The sequence below is a fragment of the Bacillus cereus group sp. Bce041 genome (assembly GCF_052646455.1).
The window spans coordinates 483384-502205 of the sequence record NZ_JBQXON010000003.1 but is presented as its reverse complement, the minus strand read 5'-3'; the positions used below and the strand labels follow the sequence as shown (position 1 = coordinate 502205).

Below are 18822 nucleotides of genomic sequence, written 5' to 3'. Positions count from 1 at the left end.
TCCGAAGTGTTTCATAAGACGGTATATTGAAAAGTGCCGCTGTTTCTCTGATAGATGTCCCGTGTTCATTCATATAATAAAGTACATCTAGTTTATACTGGGCTGGGTAGAATGTATAGCACTTTTCAAAGGCCTTTTCACCTGAAGACTCATATCGTCTAATCCACTCACGAAGTACGCTAGGGTTAACTCCTATAGATTTAGCAATTATTTTTCCACTTTCTGTACCATCTAAATATCGTTTCACCGCTTGGATTTTTTCTTTTGAAGAAAATTTAGCCATAAAAAATGCACCTCCAATTGTTAGACTGTGTCTAACAATTGGGGTGCACTTCATATATTAGATGGCTTTTGTATGTTACGTGTATAAAGTTATTTGAAAATAACAATTGAATAATAGGTGAGATTGTAACAATATTTGTGTAAGAGAATAAAAAATGTAGATAATTTCGATTTTCAAAAAAATCAATTTGAAAATATGTTTTTATTTTGCAACTAAATATGTTACTATATGTGTGATAAAAACAAAGAGGTCTGACATCTACACTCCACGTAATAACACTCTAATGATTTAAAAATTCAAAAAAATCAAAATTCAAAATAATAATTGTATTAATGATTAGAGTAAAAATAAGGGGAATGGAGAAATTATGGAGAAAGACACTGCTTTGTAAGGGGCATATTTTATCATCTTGAGCAGAGAGGAGGATGCATAGCATATTGTAAAATATAGAGATAAACAATGAAAAAGTGCTATGCAAATGAAGAGCATGAAGGGACGTTTAAGGCCAGGTGATACGGTAGCAATTGGTTTAATGCTATTTGCATTATTTTTAGGAGCAGGAAATTTAATTTTTCCGCCAGTTTTAGGTCAACAAGCAGGAGAGAATGTTTGGATTGCTACAATAGGATTCCTTGTAACGGGAGTCGGATTACCCCTACTAGCTGTAACAGCTGTCGCGTTTGTAGAGGGGGACTTGAAAGCGCTATCTTCTAGAGTCCACCCTATATTTGCGTTTATTTTCCCATTGATTAGTTATTTAGCAATTGGACCATTTTTCGCGATTCCTCGTACTGGAGCTGTTTCGTTTGAAATGGGTATGAAGCCGTTTTTATCAGAGGCAATGGTTTCAGAGTGGTACATGCTATTTCTTTTCACGATAGTTTTCTTCGGAATAACGTGGTATTTATCATTAAATCCATCTAAATTAGTGGATTGGTTCGGAAAGTTTCTTACACCATTATTAGTATTAATTGTCGCTGTTATTGTCGGAAAGGCAATTATTGATCCAATTGGAGAGCCAGCTGCGCCGTTAGCTGCTTACAAAGAAAATGCTTTCTTTGGTGGATTTATTCAAGGATATTTAACGATGGATGCAATTAGCGCGCTTGTATTCGGAATTGTCGTTGTACAAGTTATCCGCTCTAAAGGGATAAAAGAGAGTAGTCAAATTGCAAAAATAACAGTAGTATCAGGTATTATTGCTGTACTTGGTTTAACGTTAATTTATTTATCACTTGCTTATCTTGGTTCAACAAGTACATCACTTGGTATCTCAGAAAACGGTGGCCTTATTTTAACGAATGTTGTAAATGAGCTATATGGGACGAGTGGTAAAATTTTATTAGGGCTTGTTATTATACTCGCTTGTTTAACAACTTCTGTTGGGTTAACATCTGCGTGTGCAGGTTTCTTTACAAACTTATTCCCAAAACTTTCGCATAAAACGATTGTAACAATGGTATGTGTATTTAGTTTAATTGTATCTAACCTAGGTTTAACACAATTAATCGCAGTAACATTACCTGTGTTAATGATCATTTATCCAGTTGCAATTGTATTAATCGTACTTTCGTATTTCCATAAGTGGATTGGGAAGCGTAATACAATTTATATTGGAGCTATTTTAGGTGCATTGTTAATTAGTTTCTTTAACGGTTTAGAAAGTGCGAAAATTAAAATTGACGCGATTTCTAATGTACTACAAATGTTACCGTTATATAACGAAGGAATCGGATGGTTAATTCCATCATGTATTGGCGGGATTCTCGGTTTCTTCTTCTATAAATCAAATGAATCAAGTGAATTACAAAAGAAAGGTGCTTAGGCACCTTTCTTTTTTTGAAGGGGATTTTTGTATTTTGTCTAAGTAATAATTGGGGGGAATGATAAATGGCTAATTTTGAAGATTTTTTAAATTTGGATTTGAGAATTGGAACTGTAATACATGCAGAGGAATTTAAAGAAGCGAGAGTACCAGCGATTAAACTAGCAATAGATTTTGGAGAAATCGGGATAAAGCAGTCAAGTGCTCAAATTACGAAAAGGTATATTCCAGAAGATTTAATCGGTCAACAAATCGTTGCTGTTGTAAACTTTCCACCAAAGCGTGTAGCTGGATTCAAATCAGAAGTGCTTGTGCTTGGTGGTGTTCCTGAAGCTGATGATGTTGTGTTACTTCAGCCTAATATGGAATTGCCAAATGGAACAAAAATTAGCTAGGGTGAAGGTAGGGGCTAATATGGATATCGGACGAGAATATTTGCAATGTGCGATTTCGAACTTTAAAGCAACAAAGAAACAAGGGGAACGGGCACTTTCTCAATTATCATATGAACAAATACAATGGTCTTCTCATGAAGAAACAAATAGTATAGCGATTATTATTAAGCATCTGCACGGTAATATGCGTTCTAGATGGACGGATTTTTTAACGTCTGATGGTGAAAAAACAGATCGTAATCGAGATGGTGAATTTGAAGGATGCTATCATTCAAAAGAAGAAACCCTTATAGCTTGGCAAGAAGGATGGAAATATGTTTTTAATATGATGAATACTTTAACGCCGGAACACTTATTGAAGACGGTATACATTCGCGGTGAAGCACATACTGTCATGCAAGCAATTGAAAGGCAAATTTCTCATTATGCATTGCATATTGGTCAGATTATTTACATTGGGAAGATGTTAAAAGAAAATGAGTGGGAATGTTTAAGTATTCCGAGAGGTCAGTCTGCGCGTTATGTAGAGAAAAAACGTTCAACATAATAATGAGAAAGAAACCGATAAAAAATAGGAAAAAAGAAAGTCAGCCAAATAATAGATGGTTCTGTAATCATAAGAATACTGCCAAAAATAAGTCCATATATAATAAGAAAGAAATTGAAAAGTGTATTCACAGGGAGAAATCGTGAGATAAACACTTGCTGTCGTTTAAAACAATCACTGTGAAATAAATAAAAGCGGAAGTACCATGTGGCTGTAATAAGGTCTTTCTTTCTCACAATTCTTTTTTTGCATGTATGACAGATAAATGGTGGTTGCATTTCATTACGCTCCATTTTTTATTTTCATAATAATGTGAGACAAAAGTAGGTACAAAGTGTATGTTCCTATATACGCTCCTGCAATAAGGAAAAATGGATTCAGTAAAATTCCATGAATGCTCGTCATGAAAACTAAATCTTGTATTAAAACATCGTATATATTAATGGAAATAATTGTACCAAGTACATATAGTGCCAAGTACGCAGAAATATGTAGCACAATAGAGATTTTTGGTTGCTTAGCGGACAAATAAAAAATGAATGATAGAGCGATTGGTAATATTCCTATTAATAGCTTCAATTCATTTCACCTCATTAACAATATAGCCGAAATTTTAACGGTCTATTCTCTAGGGCTTGTACATAACTTGAAATAGAGAGGTGATAGTATGAATCGGGGCTTTTTTTTTATGAAGTTTACAAATATGCGTAAGTTAGTTTTATTTGTTATTACTACAGTGCTAGCGACTTTTTTTCTTATTAGTCTGATGGTAACCTCTATGAAAGAGACAAAGTCAACGTATTTATATAATTGGTTAAATGAGTTATCGATGAATGGTTACATGTATGTACTTGGAAAAGAGAATCATTATTTTACACAGGAGTATCGAAATTTGAATCAAGATTTTTCAATTTCTTCTTTTCTCTTTTCTATGGCTACAAATATTCGCTTTAATGATGTACGCAGTTTTGTCGGGAAAGAGCTCCCGGGATTTGGTAAGTACGATACAGAAATTGTTATTGCGGGTGAGGGTACAAATTATTCTAACTTACCGATAGAGTCGAGTGTTCCTCTTGAAGAAGTAGTGAAGGAACGGACTAGTGGAACTGGACAAGCACCTAAACAAGATACGAATAAAGAGAAAAAACAGCCGTCCCAAACGACTGGGAAGAGACAAGTTGCGTTTATTTATCATACACATAGCTGGGAATCTTATTTACCTTTACTTAACTTAACGAATGACCCGAATCCGAATAAAGCAACGAGTTCTGTGTCGAATATTTCTATATTAGGAGATCGTTTCCGTGAACAACTAGAAGGTGAAGGGATTGGGGCTACTAACGATAAGAGTGATGTTGGTCAAAAGTTAATAAGTAAAGGTTTAAACAGTAATAGTTCGTATAAAATGTCACGAGAAATTGTGCAGCAAGCTATGGCTGGAAATAAAGATCTTCAATACTTTTTTGATTTGCATCGTGATAGTGCCCGAAAGAATGTAACGACAAAAACAATTGGAGATAAATCATATGCAAAGCTTGCATTTGTAGTAGGGAAAGGAAATAAAAACTATGAAAAAAACTTACAATTAGCGACAGCTTTACATGAGGCGATTAATAAGAAATATCCAGGAGTGAGCCGTGGGGTCATTCAAAAAGGGTTTCAGACAGGAAATGGAATCTATAATCAAGACCTATCAGGACAAGCGATATTAATAGAAGTTGGCGGTGTAGATAATACAGAGGAAGAATTGAATCGATCAATTGATGCACTTGCTAAAGCATTTGGTGAATATTTTTGGCAGGCAGAAAAAGTGAATGGATAAAGTGAAACGTGAATTAGCCAGGACATCTATCGATAATTATTAGCTCACTTCAATCTTGGAAAAACGTAAGTGTAATGCTTGCGTTTTTTCTTTGTAATGATGAGACGTCACAGAATAGACATAATTTGTCGTTGTTATAGTAATATCGAAATTTGTCAATTTATAGTAGGAGATTTACAAAGGGATTTTCAGGAAAGTAGAGAAAATCTTTTTATAAGGAAAACTTTTTATTATGAAACTGGTAGGGTGATTGAAGTGATTAGGGAGATCGAAATAGAAGATGCATCATCATTTTTGCAATTAAGTAAGCAATTAGATGAAGAAACGAAGTTTATGTTATATGAACCAGGAGAAAGAAAAACTACAGCTGAGCAACAAGAAAAAATGATCCATCGCTTTATAGAAAATGAATATGCAACAATATTTGTAGCAGTTGAAGATGAGAGGATAGTAGGTTTTATATTAGTGAATGGAAATAACATTCAAAGAAAGAGGCATGTGGCAACCATTGTAATTGGTATTTTGCAAGAGTATAACGGGCGAGGTATTGGGACGAGATTGTTTAAAGAGGTTGAGAAGTGGGCAAAATTACATGATGTATGGCGTTTAGAATTAACAGTAATGGCCCACAATACAAGAGCTCAGGCACTATATAAAAAAGCTGGATTTGAGAAAGAAGGTGTCAAAAAAGCTGCTCTTATTATCGATGGAAAGGGCATCGATGAGTATGAAATGGCCAAATTATTAAAATAAGAGGTCGTTATATGAAAAAAAGATGGGCACTACTTGGTATTGTAGCTGCAATAATTATTATTGGAGTAGCAGGAATCAATTATAAAATGTATAAGGATAAGCAGGCGCGGGAAGTAAGTGTAAATAGCATATTTCCGAAAGCGAAAGAAACGATTGCTAATATGGATGGGGATATTGCGGTAATTAATAATCCGAATTCAATGCTTGTACTTGTAAATAAAAGTAGGCGTTTACCAGATGGGTATAGACCGCCAGATTTAGTTATTCCGAAAGTGCGCTACTCTAGTGAAGGTGATCAAGAAAAGAAAAAGATGAGAAAAGAGGCAGCGAGGGCGCTTGAGGATATGTTTCAGCAGGCTGACAACGAGCGTATTTTTCTTTTTGCAGTTTCTGGATTTAGATCTTTTGATCGACAAAAAGCATTAAATACGATGTATAAAAAACAAGACGGGGAAGCAAAAACAGCAATGTCTAGCGCGGTTCCTGGCACAAGTGAGCATCAAACTGGACTAGCTATGGATATTACGTCTCAATCTGCTAAATTTCAGTTAGAGACAGTTTTTGGGGAAACGAAAGAAGGTCAGTGGCTTTCTGAAAATGCCCATAAATTTGGTTTTGTGGTTCGATACACAAAAGCGAAAGAAACGATTACGGGCTATCGGTATGAACCATGGCACGTAAGGTATGTGGGAAATCCACAAGCTACATATTTGTATGATAATCAACTGACACTTGAAGAAGTAACAGAGTGAACAATTGAGGGGAGAGACGTACAATGACGATGTTATATAAGAAAAAAGTACATGCATATATTACAAGAGAACAAGAGGGGGTTATGCAATTACTTGTTTTTAAACATCGTGATATACATGAAGCTGGTATTCAAGTGCCAGGGGGAACGGTTGATGAAGGTGAAACGTTAGAAGCTGCTATATTGCGTGAAGTACAGGAAGAATCCGGATTGCGTCATTTATGCATAGAGCGTTTTTTAGCAGATTACATTATACATATGAAAGAAAAACAGGAGTATGAAAAACGCCACTTTTTCCATGTAACTTTACTAACAGATGTAAAGGATACTTGGGAACATATTGTAAGTGCTGGTGAGGAAGATAAAGGATTGGTATTTTGCTACGAATGGGTTGATATTGTAAAATGCCCTGAATTAGCTGGAAAACAAGGTGAGTTTTTACATTTATTAGATGAAGTATACGCACAGTAATGTAAGAGTCTGAAGCGAAGATTAATCCGTTTCAGACTTTTTTTATTTTTCGGGAAATTAAAGGTGTTTAAATAAGGATATTGAATTTCTTTAAAGGGATATTAATTTAGGATGTGTTGAGATGAAAAATTGAAAAAGTAAGGGGTATATGCTAAAAAAGTTCATATAAGGGAGAATATAAATGGAAATTCAGTTTAATCCAATCTTAAAAAAGGAATTAACAATTCAAGATATTCAAAATGAAATGGAATCTGGAAAGCTAACTTCAAAAGAGCTAGTGATGTATTATCTCTATAGAATCGCAAAGTATGATCAAGACGGGCCGAAAATCAATTCAATTTTAGAAATTAATCCAGATGCTATTTTTATTGCAGAAGCGTTAGATTATGAAAGAAAGACAAACGGCGTAAGGGGACCATTGCATGGAATACCTGTTTTGCTTAAGGATAATATTGAAACGAATGACTTCATGCATACAAGTGCAGGTACAATAGCTCTAGAACAAAATATAAGCAGTGAAGATGCATTTCTCGTTACTAAACTGCGAGAAGCAGGGGCAGTGATAATAGGAAAAACGAATATGACAGAATTAGCAAATGCAATGTCTTTTGAAATGAGGGCTGGATATAGTGCAAGAGGTGGTCAAACAATCAATCCATATGGAACGGGCAAGGATCATATGTTTGTTGGCGGATCTAGTACAGGATCTGCAATAGCAGTTGCTGCTAACTTTACAGTAGTATCTGTTGGGACAGAAACCGATGCTTCTATTTTGAGCCCCGCTGTTCAAAATTCTGTAGTAGGTATTAAACCGACTGTCGGTTTAATTAGTCGTAGAGGAATTATTCCATTTACTTATTCGCAAGATACAGCTGGACCATTTGCTAGAACGGTAACCGATGCTGCTATTTTGCTAGGGAGTTTAACTGGAATGGATGAGAAAGATGTAGTTACTCACAAAAGTGACGGTAGGGCATATCGGGATTATACATCTTACCTTGATGCAAATGGTTTAAATGGAGCGAAGATTGGTGTGTTTAACGATGCACCAAAAGATTATTACGAAAATGGTGAGTATGATGAAATCTTGTTTAAGGAAACGATCCAAGTATTACGTAATGAAGGAGCGACAGTAGTAGAAAATATTGATATTCCTTCTTTTCATAGAGAATGGAGCTGGGGAGTTCCGCTTTATGAGCTGAAGCATAGTTTAGATAACTATCTTACTAAATTACCTTCTACTATCCCGGTACATTCTATTTCGGAGTTAATGGAGTTTAATAAAAACATAGCAGAAAGAGCTTTAAAATATGGACAAACTAAGTTAGAGGGAAGAAAAGATTTTCCTAATACGTTACGAAATCCAGAATATTTAAATGCGAGATTAGAAGATATATATTTTTCTCAAGAACAAGGCATTGATTTTGCATTGGAAAAATATAATCTTGATGCGATACTGTTTCCTTCCTATATAGGTTCTACTATATGTGCGAAAGCGGGTTATCCGTCTATAGCAATACCGGCAGGGTATATGGAAAGCGGGAGGCCTTTTGGAATTACCATTGCAAGCACTGCCTTTAGTGAAGGGATATTAATTAAATTAGCTTATGCTTTTGAACAAGCGACAAAGCATAGAAAAATCCCCCACTTATCATGAATAGAATAAACAAAGAGGACAGGAATCCCTGTCCTCTTTGTTTTAGTGATTAAATTGAAATATCGTTCTGCTCTGTCTTATGATATTTTAATAAACTAAAAGATAAACAAGCGGAACATAAAATAAGAATAGAAGCGATGATATAAATTGTACGAACACCGAACATATCAGTAATAATGCCAATGCTAAGCATAGATAGTCCAGAGGCTGTTGAAAGAAGTGTGCCATGTGCTGTATACATTTTTGATAATAAAGAAGGGGCGACACTTGATTGTAAAACAGTCGTTTGGGAAATATCTCTAATTTGATAACAGGGTCCCATTAGAACACATAGAAAAAGCGCAATAAATCCGCTGCTTGTCATACCATATAAAAATGTAAGAATGCTAAATATAAGAGAGCCAATCGACATAGATCGTATTAAATTGTTTTGAATATAGGAACTCATTTTCCATGCTAATAGACCACCGATTAACGTGCCAACATAATAACTTGTATTAATATATCCCCACCATTCTTCGCCCTTATGAAGGATAGTCGTAACGTATGCCATCGTAATAGCACCAATCCATATTGTTCCTGCGAAAGTTTCGATTAAGTCCATATATGTAACGGTACGGAGAGAAGGATTTTGAAATAGGAGTTTCCAACCTTCCAATAAAACAGTACTTTTGGAAGAGGGAGAATCTGCTATTCTTTCAGTATGTATGGAACGTAATGAAAAATGTAATGCAATGCATCCGAAAATCATTAAAATGTTATTAATCATGAGTGTAGAAGTAGCGCCAATGAGAAGAACGACAATACTCGTAAATGAATAAGCAACGGCTTGCACAATTTGTGTTGAAAAGGAAAAGATACTATTTACTTTTACTAATTTTTCTTTCGGTGTAAGGCGCGGAAGAATACCGTATAATAATGGAGCACTCCACCCGCTACATAATGAAATGACAAAAATAAAAGTTAATAGAGCTATAATGTTTGTGGATAAGACCGGGAACAAAATCATTAATAATAGTAAAAAGACTGTTTTCAACCATTGGAGCGTATATAACAGCGTATAAGATGGAAAACGATTTATCATAAGTGGTGCAGAGATGTTAGCAATTAGATTTGTGATAACTTGTAATAATGGAAAAAGAGCAGTAATAGTAGCTGATTTAGTTGCTATATAAATATGAGTTGTAATAATCATTACATATACGATGTCAGCGAGAGTAATGCATATTTTGGAACCTAAATAGTAGATTAGTGACAGGTTTCTCAATAAGAATATCACCTCTATAAAAAATAGTATTTAGTAATTGTAATAATTGTGATTTAAAAATTAAAATTTTTAAAGAATTTAATTTTTTGTCAATTTTTGAAAGGGATTTTCATGTATAATGAAGAATATATTGATATAGTATTATATTAATGATCATTGTAACAGTGAATATGTACAATAGCTTGTAGCGAACGCCCAAGTGTAAGAAAGGGCGGATAAACCATTCTTTTCTTCATATACATATAGAAAATGAGAAAGAAAGTGAGGGTTGCATATGGCTGCTTGGGTAATTTGGTTTATAATAGCTGGTATTTTATTTATCGCGGAAATGTTGTCGATTACATTTTACATGCTTTGGCTTGGAATTGGAGCTGTTGTCGGAGGTCTTATTGCTTTGTTTGCTCCTGATGCACTACTGTTACAAGTTACTGTTGGTGCAATTGTAAGTTTAACTTTGACATTCTTTACGAAAAGAATTTCAAAAAACTTTCGAGAAGCAAAAGGTTTTACTGATACAGTAGATATGCTTGTTGGTAAAAGAGGGATTGTTATGCAAACGATTACAAATGAAGCGAATGGTATTGTGAAGGTGGATGGAGATACTTGGACAGCTATTGCAGATTCTTCAATTGATGCTGGAGAAAAAGTCGTTGTTATAAAGAGGCATAGTACTATATTACAAGTGAAAAAGGAGAGTGAATAAATATGGTAGCATTAACGTTAACGATTATATTCGCACTAATTGTAGTTACATTTATCGCATTAACAATTAAAATTATTCCTCAGCAAAAAGTTGGGGTTGTTGAAAGATTTGGTAAGTTTCAACGTATAATGCACCCAGGGTTAAATATTTTAATACCAATTGTAGATCGTGTTCGTGTATATCATGACTTACGCATTCAACAAACGAATGTACCACCGCAAAAGGTAATTACGAAAGATAATGTTCAAGTAGAAATTGATACAATTATTTTCTATCAAATTGTTGAACCAGAACTTGCGACATATGGTATTTCAAACTATGAATATGGTGTTCGTAATATTACTTCAGCAACGATGCGTCAAATCATCGGTAAAATGGAACTGGATGAAACGTTATCTGGTCGTGAAAAAATTTCAACAGAAATCCGCTTAGCGCTTGATGAAGCAACAGAAAAATGGGGCGTACGTATTGAACGTGTCGAAGTTGTTGATATTAACCCGCCAAAAGATGTGCAAGCATCAATGGAAAAACAAATGAAGGCTGAGCGTAATAAACGTGCGATTATTTTAGAAGCTGAAGCAGCAAAACAAGATAAAGTTCTTCGCGCTGAAGGAGAAAAGCAAAGTAAAATCTTGATGGCTGAAGGGGATAAAGAAGCACGTATTCGCGAAGCTGAAGGTATAAAAGAAGCAAAAGAATTAGAAGCACAAGGGGAAGCACGAGCAATTGAAGAAATTGCAAAAGCAGAACAAAATCGTATTGAATTGCTTCGTGAAGCGAATTTGGATGAGCGTATACTTGCTTACAAATCATTTGAGTCATTAGCTGAAGTTGCAAAAGGACCAGCAAATAAAGTCTTTATTCCGTCTAATGCAATTGAAACACTTGGTACTCTTGGGGCAATTGGAGAAATATTTAAAGAAAAACAAGCGAAGAAACTACCTTCAAATGATACAGGAAAAGAACAATAAAAGTGAGGAAGAGAAATGGTATACCATTTCTCTTTTTTTGTGCGTATATTCTGAAAAGGTTGTACATATCCATGTATAAAGAAGGTGATGCAGTGAAAAAGTATGCAACTCGAATACATGGGAAGAAGCTGATTTCGTTACTCCTTTTATATGCGCTAATAGTAATTATGATAGCGTCGATTTTGACGTCATTTTTACATACAATGAAATCGAATTATGCAAATCAATGGTTTGGAAAAGTATCGATGCAAGGTTTTGTTCAAATGATAGAAAGTGAGAATCGCTATTACGGATTTGATTATTTTAAGAAGAATAAAAGAGAGTCAGTTGGGAATTTAATGTTCTCTATCGCGACAGATTTGAAAATTAAAGATTTAAGAACATTCGTCGGTAAAGAAGTACCTGGTATGTCAAAGTATTATTCTAATATTATCGTAGCTGGGGAAGGGACAAACTTGACAAATATCCCAAATGAATCTAGTGTACCGATTGAAGAAGTAACGAAAGAACGGGAAATAGCAAAAGATAAAGTTACAGAAGCGGAAAAGAATAATCCGGTTCAGAAAAAGAACGGAGCGAAAAAAGGTGAAAGTGCAGTATATATTTATCATACACATAGCTGGGAATCCTTCTTTCCATTATTACCAGGGGCAACTGATCCATCTAGCCCAGATGTAAATGTGTCTTTACTAGGGAAACGTATGAAAGAGCAACTTGAAGGACAAGGAATTCCGGTAGTTCATGATAAAACGAATATGGGTGATTTATTAGCGAGTAAAAAGTGGGTATGGTATCAGTCATATAAAGCGTCTCATGAATATGTAAAAGAAGCATTAGCACAAAATAATAAAATTGCGTTTCCAATTGATATACACCGTGACGATCAGCGTAAGAAAGTAACAACAAAAGTAATTAACGGAAAATCGTATGCAAGATTATATTTTATAATTGGGATGGAAAATGAAGGCCGTGCTGAAAATGAAAAAATTGCAAGAGCGATCAATAGTTATTTAGATGAAAACTATTACGGATTAAGTAGAGGGATTTTTCCAAAGTATAAAAAAGATGGAAATGGCGTTTATAACCAAGATTTATCGAAAAATGCGATGTTAATTGAAGTTGGTGGTGTTGATAATACGTTAGATGAATTATATAACACAATTGATGTGTTAACAGAAGCGTTTAGTAAATATTATTGGAATGATGCGGAAAAAGTGAATGGATGAGGGACGGGAGACCGTTCCTTTTTTATTTTGGAATCTTAAAATGTGATATAATGGAATTTTATTAATGTTAAATAAAGGGAGAGAGAAACATGCAAATACTACTAATACGCCACGGAGAATCAGAAGCTGATATTTTACATGTGCATGAAGGTCGAGCTGATTTTGAGTTAACTGACAAAGGGAGACAACAAGTACAAAGACTTGTACAGAAAGTGAAAAAAGATTTTGCACCAGATTTCATTTGGGCAAGCACATTAAAACGCGCTCGTGAAACGGGTGAAACATTAGCAGAAGCAATTGGTTGTCCAATTCAATTAGAAGAGGAATTAATGGAGTTTAATAATGGAGTGCAAGCAGGCTTATCATTTGAAGAAGCAAAGAAATATCCAGAGCCAAAGTTTCTTCATGATCGTTTTGAAAACGGGGAATCGTTTATTGAGTTTCGAATGAGAATAGAAGGAATCTTTTCTAAAATCTTGACAGAGAATACATATGACCGAATTGCAATTGTTGCCCATGGGGGCGTAATTAATAGTCTATTACGTGCATTTTTCAAAATGCCAATTTCAATGGACTACTATTTCAAAATGGGAGATACGGGAATAAGTTTAATTGAAATTGAGGGTGAACAAAAAACGGTGCATTTCATTAATGATACGAATCATTTGGACGGGATGTAAAGACTTATGTACAAAGTTGTATTTTTCGATGTTGACGGTACGTTATTAAGTGAGATTGATAGAAGCATGCACGAAAGTACAAAAGAAGCGGTACAAAGATTAATAGATAAAGGAATTCACGTAGTTGTTACAACTGGAAGACCATATAGTTTATGCTCACAATTTAAGGAACTAGGTATAAATACGTTTATTTCAGCAAATGGTGCACATATAAAATGTGGGAAAGAAGTTATACATAAATCAGTACTTTCAAGCGAAATCGTTCATGATATTTCAAATTTTGCTGAATTACATGGTCACAGTGTTTCTTACTTTACAGAAGAATTTGCAATGAATAATATTGCTTCCAAAGATGAACGTGTCATGCGAGCGTTAAATGAAACCTTACATTTAGAGCAGTATCCTGACAAAGTTAGAAACTTATCAGATGAGATGTATTGCATATGTCTGTATGCTGATGATACAGAAGCTCAAAAATTCATTGAAAGATATCCAGCACTTACGTTTGAGCGTTTTCATGGTTACGTTATAAATGTATTGGAAGATAGTAAAGTATCGAAGCTAACTGCAATTCAAAAAGTATTGGAACATTTAAACATTAGTAAATTAGAAGCCATTGCTTTTGGCGATGGTGGAAATGATATTGAGATGTTGCAGTATGTAGGATTAGGAGTTGCGATGGGAAATGGTGGAGAGGAGTTGAAGAGAAGGGCTGATTTCGTTACAACGAAGGCGAGTGAAGGCGGAATTTCTTATGCCTTAAAGAAGTTGCGCATTATTTAAAACTAATAGTTAGTCAGTGTGAAAAATCCTGTTTTATTAATGGCTTTTGTTAATATGTATACTGTTTTAGGGAATTATTTGAGCTCTCCTACTTACAATTTAACTGCAGAACAAATCCTTTATTTTCGCTTAACAGGGCTGTTTGGTATGTTGCTGTCACCACTTGCAGGTCGTTTAACAAAGAGGTTTGAAGTAAGGAAAGTTCTTCAAGGAGGATTGTTGATTGCTATTTTTAGTCTAAGTTCAATGGGCTTTGTTTCGTATCTATCTCTACTTGTAATGATGAGTGTCTGTTTTGTAATAGGTATTGCTATATCCGTTCCGTCTTTAGTTTCTCTTGTAGGTCAATTAGGAGGGAAAATTAGGAATGATACTTTTTATTGGTTTTGTAGCTTCTCTATTTATAATTAATGAATGAGTGGAAAATCACTCAAATAAAGGAATGCGAGGATCTTTCATATGCTCGCATAATAAAATATGAATTTGTCCACGATGATGATAAAAGTGTGCAACGATTTCAAGTAACCATTCAAAGCGCGAATAAGAAATACCCCAATAGGCAGTCATAACTTCTGCTAATTCTATTTGGGAGTAGGAAAGAAATGTTTTAGAGAGAAGGTTGTAACCTTCAATCATCGTTTGTTGCATGTGAGCAACTGTTAGGGGGGTACGTTCTATATAAAAGGTATGTAATTCTTTTTCTGGAATACCATTTAAAATGAGTAAATCAGCATGACAAATAAGAGAAAGATGTGCACACATTTCAAATAATGATCGTTTTGAGTGAATCGGTTGTATTTTTAAATCGTTTTCACTATATTGGTTAAGCATATCAATAGAAGTATCAATAGCAACTTTTAGTTGATGCAATGCAGATTGAACAAACATTGTAATTCTCCTCGTCTCCGTATATAATAGTTTCTTGAGGATATTATATCATACTCAAAATTCCGAAAATTCTAGTAGTTTGACTAGCATAATGAAAAGTATTATATTGTAAAAGTTCATATGAAACGTGAAATAGAATGGAATGCAATTATTGAGTTAGGAGTTAGACCAATGAGTTTGAAATATGGAAGAGATACAATTGTAGAAATTGACTTAAATGCTGTAAAACATAATGTAAAAGAATTTAAAAAACATGTAAATGATGAAGAAATTAAGATGATGGCTGCTGTAAAAGCGAATGGGTATGGCCATGGGGCAGTTGAAGTTGCCAAAGCTGCAATTGAAGCAGGAATACATCAACTTGCAGTTGCATTTGTAGATGAAGCAATAGAATTAAGAGAAGCAGGAATTACTGTGCCGATTTTAATTTTAGGATACACACCAGTAGCGGCTGTAGAAGATGTAATTCAATATGACGTTATGATGACTGTTTATAGAGTAGAAGATTTACATGGTATAAATGAAATTGCAAACCGTCTTCAAAAGAAAGTACAAATTCAAGTGAAAATTGATACAGGAATGAGTCGTATCGGTTTACAAGAAGAAGAAGTTAAACCATTTTTAGAAGAATTAAACCGTATGGAGTATGTAGAGGTAGTAGGGATATTTACGCATTACTCTACGGCAGATGAAATCGATAAATCATATACGAATATGCAAACAAGTTTATTTGAAAAAGCTGTTAATACAGCGAAAGAATTAGGAATTCAAATACCATATATTCATAGTTCAAATAGTGCGGGATCAATGGAATTAAGTAACACATTTCAAAATATGGTACGCGTTGGAATAGGAGTGTACGGTATGTATCCGTCAAAAGAAGTGGATCATTCAGTCGTTTCTTTACAGCCTGCGTTGTCGTTAAAATCAAAAGTAGCTCATATTAAACATGCGAAGAAGAATCGTGGTGTAAGTTATGGGAATACGTATGTAACAACTGGTGAAGAATGGATTGCGACTGTACCAATTGGTTATGCTGATGGTTATAATCGTCAATTATCTAATAAAGGCTATGCGTTAATTAACGGGGTTCGAGTACCTGTTATTGGCCGTGTTTGTATGGATCAGTTAATGTTGGATGTTTCAAAAGCGATGCCAGTACAAGTAGGAGACGAAGTAGTATTCTACGGTAAACAAGGTGAAGAAAATATCGCAGTAGAAGAAATAGCGGATATGTTAGGTACAATAAACTATGAAGTTACATGTATGCTAGATAGAAGAATTCCGCGTGTCTATAAAGAAAATGACGAAACAACTGCAGTTGTAAATATATTAAGAAAAAACTGAATCATTTCGATTCAGTTTTTTTTATTTTTTTTATTCATATCAAATGCGAATATACCCTCGTTATGTAATACGGAGTAAACTTTGTGAAACACACTTTTTAGTTCATCTAAATTAAACTATCACCGGCAGAGATGACGTAGTGGAATTGCTCATTTATATTGAAATAGCGAGCGTCAGCGACGATAAAGGTTGCATCTGGTGCATTTTTACGTGCATACTCAATCATTTAAGTAGAACCATCTATACCAGTTACTACAAAATTATTATCAAGTAGTTTCCTAGTAAGATGACCAGTCCCGTAACAAAGATCTAATATACGAGAGTAGAGAAGAGCATCTTGTAAAACGAGGCTGGGTAGGAGGATTCAACAAAATGTCCCCAATGTTCATTATAGATGTTTGCTAAAATATCATAATTAGAATAAATTGTTTTTTTAGCATATATATTCACCTAAATATTCATTAAATTATAATAGTCATGCCTCGTTTTAATTTCAAAACCACATTGTGTATATAGTTTTAAAGCGTGGATATTTTTCGTTTCGACGTCTAATTCAATTGTTGAAACTCCTTCTGTAATAAGGGTATGTACTATATTACAAAGAATATCTTTTCCGTATCCTTTACCTTGATAAGAAGGATGAACGGCGAATCCTGATAGTGTAGTAGATTGCTCTTGTTTAGAAACTGTAATTGTTCCTATCACTTTTTCAGCAATAAGGGCACTGTAAACTTGATGGGAAGATGAATTCATCATTTTTTGTAACCATGCAGTCGTATTTTCTACTGAATCACCAAAAGCTTTACTAGAAATTTTAATAAGATCAAGAAGTGATTCTGAAGTTGCAAGAGTAAGCTGTATATTATTATCTGTTGTTTTTTGAATTTCGTTTGTTTTGCACTCCATACTATATTCACTATATAAATATGGTAACTTCATATGTTTTACAAATTCATTCCCAGAAATAGAATCCCCATTAATAATAAGAAGAGCTTCATCTGTCTCTCTATTTTGTATTTCTTTCATTGCAGTTTGTAAAAGGATAGTTCCGAAACGTTGTTTTCTAAAATGAGGATGTACAAAGCCTATTAGTTCAAGCTTTGTTGGTCTTTCGAAATCATACATATTTAAAGCGCCAATTAATTGAGTACCGTTATAAAGAAGAAAATCGTTTATATAATCTTCATTTCGATTTTTTAAAAAGTTGATATGTAAATCTGAAGAGTAATCAAGATTGTCTTGTTGCCCACAAATATAAGCCAAATCCTTCATTTGCTGTATTTCACTTTCTGTTACAGAACGCTTTTTCTGAATATCCATTGTATACTCCCTCTCATTCGTATTTAAAAATAGGATGGGTGACTTAACCATTTTTTTAATTCCACATTACCTTGCACAGATAACAGTCGGTATAAATAACGATAAGGCTGTCTATATTCTTCTAAGTGAGGAATAGACATAATTGTTTCGTAACCACTTTTAAAGGCATGTGCTTCTTTTTCGGTAAGTACATATTCTAGTCCGATAAAATCAAGTTCTCGCGGAGCAACAGCGTAAGCTTCACTATCTACTAAACCCGTAATAGTTGTACCGTCAGATAAAAATTGAGTAGGATCCATATCAATTAAGACGAGTGTAGATTCCTTTGGTACGGACAGGGAAGAAAGTTGTGATTCAAAGGTAGGGAATGCATTTTTTATGCTTTCATCATCGGAATAAAACATATTCACAAGCTCTTTACTCACGTTTAAAATATGTGATTGGAATTCATCTAGTGGAACTTGGAACGTGCCTGACGGATTTCCTATGAAATCGGCTTTAAATTTATGTATTTCTGCAAGTCCTTTTCCTAGGCTGAATAAAATAGAATCTGGTTGCTCGATAAAAGATTGAACTGTGTTACCTACTAACTTTTCGACCACCACAAATTCACGGCTATTTAAAACATGTTTTTCTAATATTGTTGGGATAGGAAGATTCGTATGTTCTTGCAGCAATGTATGTACAGTTTCTAAATGATGGACGTTCCTTGGATCAATTCCAAATAGATTTTTACATCCCCACCAAAAATCATTATTTGGTTCTTCATTCATTTTAGAAGCACGAACGATAACTTCTGTATCTTCTGTTTGAACGAGAAAAACATCACTTGCATGATCTTCATAACCTGGGTGCAAGGCTTGAACGGATAGAATAGGTGAATTGAATAGTTGTTGTAACATGAAAAGACTCCTTTTTCTGTAAATTCCATAAATTCATTATATAACAGATGATGTGTTATGAGGATAAAGATAAAAAGATAGACAGCATACTTACATTTATAGTGAAAACTCATTAAAAATATTATATTTCTCTATTTTTGTATGAATTGTCTAAAAATAATGGTGGTAATACTTGAATGTAAGACTCGTATCTTTAAATCTATGAAGAGTAAAAGTAAAATTAAGCATTCA

General features: G+C 34.3%; 22 protein-coding genes and 1 pseudogene. 15 read left to right on the top strand and 8 right to left on the bottom strand.

Annotated features, from left to right (window positions below):
- Positions 1–283, bottom strand: a 283-nt coding sequence (locus ACUN13_RS14145; protein WP_445423852.1) for a transposase, incomplete at its 3' end; no start/stop codon positions are given.
- Between the two features lie 487 nt (positions 284–770).
- Between ACUN13_RS14145 and brnQ4 the strand changes: the two genes are divergently transcribed.
- The 3 genes from brnQ4 (at position 771) to ACUN13_RS14130 (ending at position 3050) form a co-directional block, all read left to right on the top strand.
- Positions 771–2108, top strand: coding sequence for a branched-chain amino acid transport system II carrier protein BrnQ4 (gene brnQ4, locus ACUN13_RS14140; protein ID WP_011110049.1), 1338 nt, complete (start codon positions 771–773; stop codon positions 2106–2108).
- A gap of 65 nt (positions 2109–2173) precedes the next feature.
- Positions 2174–2503 (top strand): chaperone CsaA, encoded by a 330-nt coding sequence (gene csaA / locus ACUN13_RS14135; RefSeq protein WP_001263013.1) that lies wholly within the window; start codon positions 2174–2176, stop codon positions 2501–2503.
- Complete coding sequence (locus ACUN13_RS14130; RefSeq protein WP_025687892.1) at positions 2484–3050, top strand: DUF1572 family protein; 567 nt, start codon at positions 2484–2486, stop codon at positions 3048–3050. Before csaA ends, ACUN13_RS14130 begins: the two co-directional genes overlap by 20 nt.
- Here the strand turns inward: ACUN13_RS14130 and ACUN13_RS14125 are convergent.
- Both ACUN13_RS14125 and ACUN13_RS14120 read right to left on the bottom strand, forming a co-directional pair.
- Positions 3023–3328 (bottom strand): permease, encoded by a 306-nt coding sequence (locus ACUN13_RS14125; RefSeq protein ID WP_257116005.1) that lies wholly within the window; start codon positions 3326–3328, stop codon positions 3023–3025. The two genes, ACUN13_RS14130 and ACUN13_RS14125, sit on opposite strands and share 28 nt — an antisense overlap.
- 4 nt (positions 3329–3332) lie before the next feature.
- Positions 3333–3629 carry a hypothetical protein gene (locus ACUN13_RS14120; protein ID WP_000770738.1) on the bottom strand — a complete coding sequence of 99 codons (297 nt, stop codon included), beginning with the start codon at positions 3627–3629 and terminating at the stop codon, positions 3333–3335.
- An 88-nt stretch (positions 3630–3717) separates the two neighbouring features.
- On the opposite strand from ACUN13_RS14120, the gene spoIIP (ACUN13_RS14115) reads away from it, so the two are divergent.
- The 5 genes from spoIIP (ACUN13_RS14115) (at position 3718) to ACUN13_RS14095 (ending at position 8504) form a co-directional block, all read left to right on the top strand.
- On the top strand, positions 3718–4872 hold the full coding sequence (spoIIP, locus tag ACUN13_RS14115; RefSeq protein ID WP_001079278.1) for a stage II sporulation protein P: 1155 nt from the start codon (positions 3718–3720) through the stop codon (positions 4870–4872).
- Positions 4873–5127: 255 nt separating this feature from the next.
- Positions 5128–5625 carry a GNAT family N-acetyltransferase gene (locus ACUN13_RS14110; protein ID WP_000617576.1) on the top strand — a complete coding sequence of 166 codons (498 nt, stop codon included), beginning with the start codon at positions 5128–5130 and terminating at the stop codon, positions 5623–5625.
- Positions 5626–5636: 11 nt separating this feature from the next.
- The gene (locus ACUN13_RS14105) at positions 5637–6377 is read left to right on the top strand and encodes a M15 family metallopeptidase (RefSeq protein WP_000747647.1); all 741 of its coding nucleotides are present in this window, start codon (positions 5637–5639) and stop codon (positions 6375–6377) included.
- 23 nt (positions 6378–6400) lie between these two features.
- Entirely contained in the window at positions 6401–6847 is a 447-nt protein-coding gene (locus ACUN13_RS14100; protein WP_025687893.1) for an NUDIX hydrolase, read from the top strand.
- Positions 6848–7028: 181 nt separating this feature from the next.
- Entirely contained in the window at positions 7029–8504 is a 1476-nt protein-coding gene (locus ACUN13_RS14095) for an amidase family protein (RefSeq protein WP_445423851.1), read from the top strand.
- 49 nt (positions 8505–8553) lie between these two features.
- On the opposite strand, the gene ACUN13_RS14090 is transcribed toward ACUN13_RS14095, so the two are convergent.
- Complete coding sequence (locus ACUN13_RS14090) at positions 8554–9771, bottom strand: MFS transporter (RefSeq protein WP_025687895.1); 1218 nt, start codon at positions 9769–9771, stop codon at positions 8554–8556.
- Between the two features lie 274 nt (positions 9772–10045).
- On the opposite strand from ACUN13_RS14090, the gene ACUN13_RS14085 reads away from it, so the two are divergent.
- The 6 genes from ACUN13_RS14085 to ACUN13_RS14060 all read left to right on the top strand — a co-directional run bounded on the left by ACUN13_RS14085 (position 10046) and on the right by ACUN13_RS14060 (position 14545).
- Complete coding sequence (locus ACUN13_RS14085) at positions 10046–10474, top strand: NfeD family protein (protein WP_025687738.1); 429 nt, start codon at positions 10046–10048, stop codon at positions 10472–10474.
- A 2-nt stretch (positions 10475–10476) separates the two neighbouring features.
- Complete coding sequence (locus ACUN13_RS14080; RefSeq protein WP_000226252.1) at positions 10477–11445, top strand: SPFH domain-containing protein; 969 nt, start codon at positions 10477–10479, stop codon at positions 11443–11445.
- 71 nt (positions 11446–11516) lie between these two features.
- Positions 11517–12671: a stage II sporulation protein P gene (gene spoIIP, locus ACUN13_RS14075; RefSeq protein WP_002025676.1), complete on the top strand. Its 1155-nt coding sequence runs from the start codon at positions 11517–11519 to the stop codon at positions 12669–12671.
- Positions 12672–12760: 89 nt separating this feature from the next.
- Positions 12761–13351 carry a histidine phosphatase family protein gene (locus ACUN13_RS14070; protein ID WP_001166435.1) on the top strand — a complete coding sequence of 197 codons (591 nt, stop codon included), beginning with the start codon at positions 12761–12763 and terminating at the stop codon, positions 13349–13351.
- Positions 13352–13357: 6 nt separating this feature from the next.
- Complete coding sequence (locus ACUN13_RS14065) at positions 13358–14134, top strand: Cof-type HAD-IIB family hydrolase (RefSeq protein WP_025687739.1); 777 nt, start codon at positions 13358–13360, stop codon at positions 14132–14134.
- 39 nt (positions 14135–14173) lie between these two features.
- Entirely contained in the window at positions 14174–14545 is a 372-nt protein-coding gene (locus ACUN13_RS14060) for a multidrug transporter (protein WP_002183492.1), read from the top strand.
- Between the two features lie 15 nt (positions 14546–14560).
- On the opposite strand, the gene ACUN13_RS14055 is transcribed toward ACUN13_RS14060, so the two are convergent.
- A complete protein-coding gene (locus ACUN13_RS14055) occupies positions 14561–15022 on the bottom strand; it encodes a DinB family protein (protein ID WP_025687741.1) in 462 nt (153 codons plus the stop codon).
- 171 nt (positions 15023–15193) lie between these two features.
- On the opposite strand from ACUN13_RS14055, the gene alr reads away from it, so the two are divergent.
- Positions 15194–16369 carry an alanine racemase gene (gene alr, locus ACUN13_RS14050; protein WP_002182683.1) on the top strand — a complete coding sequence of 392 codons (1176 nt, stop codon included), beginning with the start codon at positions 15194–15196 and terminating at the stop codon, positions 16367–16369.
- A gap of 32 nt (positions 16370–16401) precedes the next feature.
- Here the strand turns inward: alr and ACUN13_RS14045 are convergent.
- The 3 genes and pseudogenes from ACUN13_RS14045 to ACUN13_RS14035 form a co-directional block, all read right to left on the bottom strand.
- Positions 16402–16813: pseudogene (locus ACUN13_RS14045) on the bottom strand (class I SAM-dependent methyltransferase); the annotation flags it as partial.
- Between the two features lie 6 nt (positions 16814–16819).
- The gene (locus ACUN13_RS14040) at positions 16820–17689 is read right to left on the bottom strand and encodes a GNAT family N-acetyltransferase (protein ID WP_000354421.1); all 870 of its coding nucleotides are present in this window, start codon (positions 17687–17689) and stop codon (positions 16820–16822) included.
- Positions 17690–17712: 23 nt separating this feature from the next.
- Entirely contained in the window at positions 17713–18591 is an 879-nt protein-coding gene (locus ACUN13_RS14035) for a nitrate reductase (RefSeq protein ID WP_000941374.1), read from the bottom strand.
- Positions 18592–18822 lie beyond the last annotated feature (231 nt).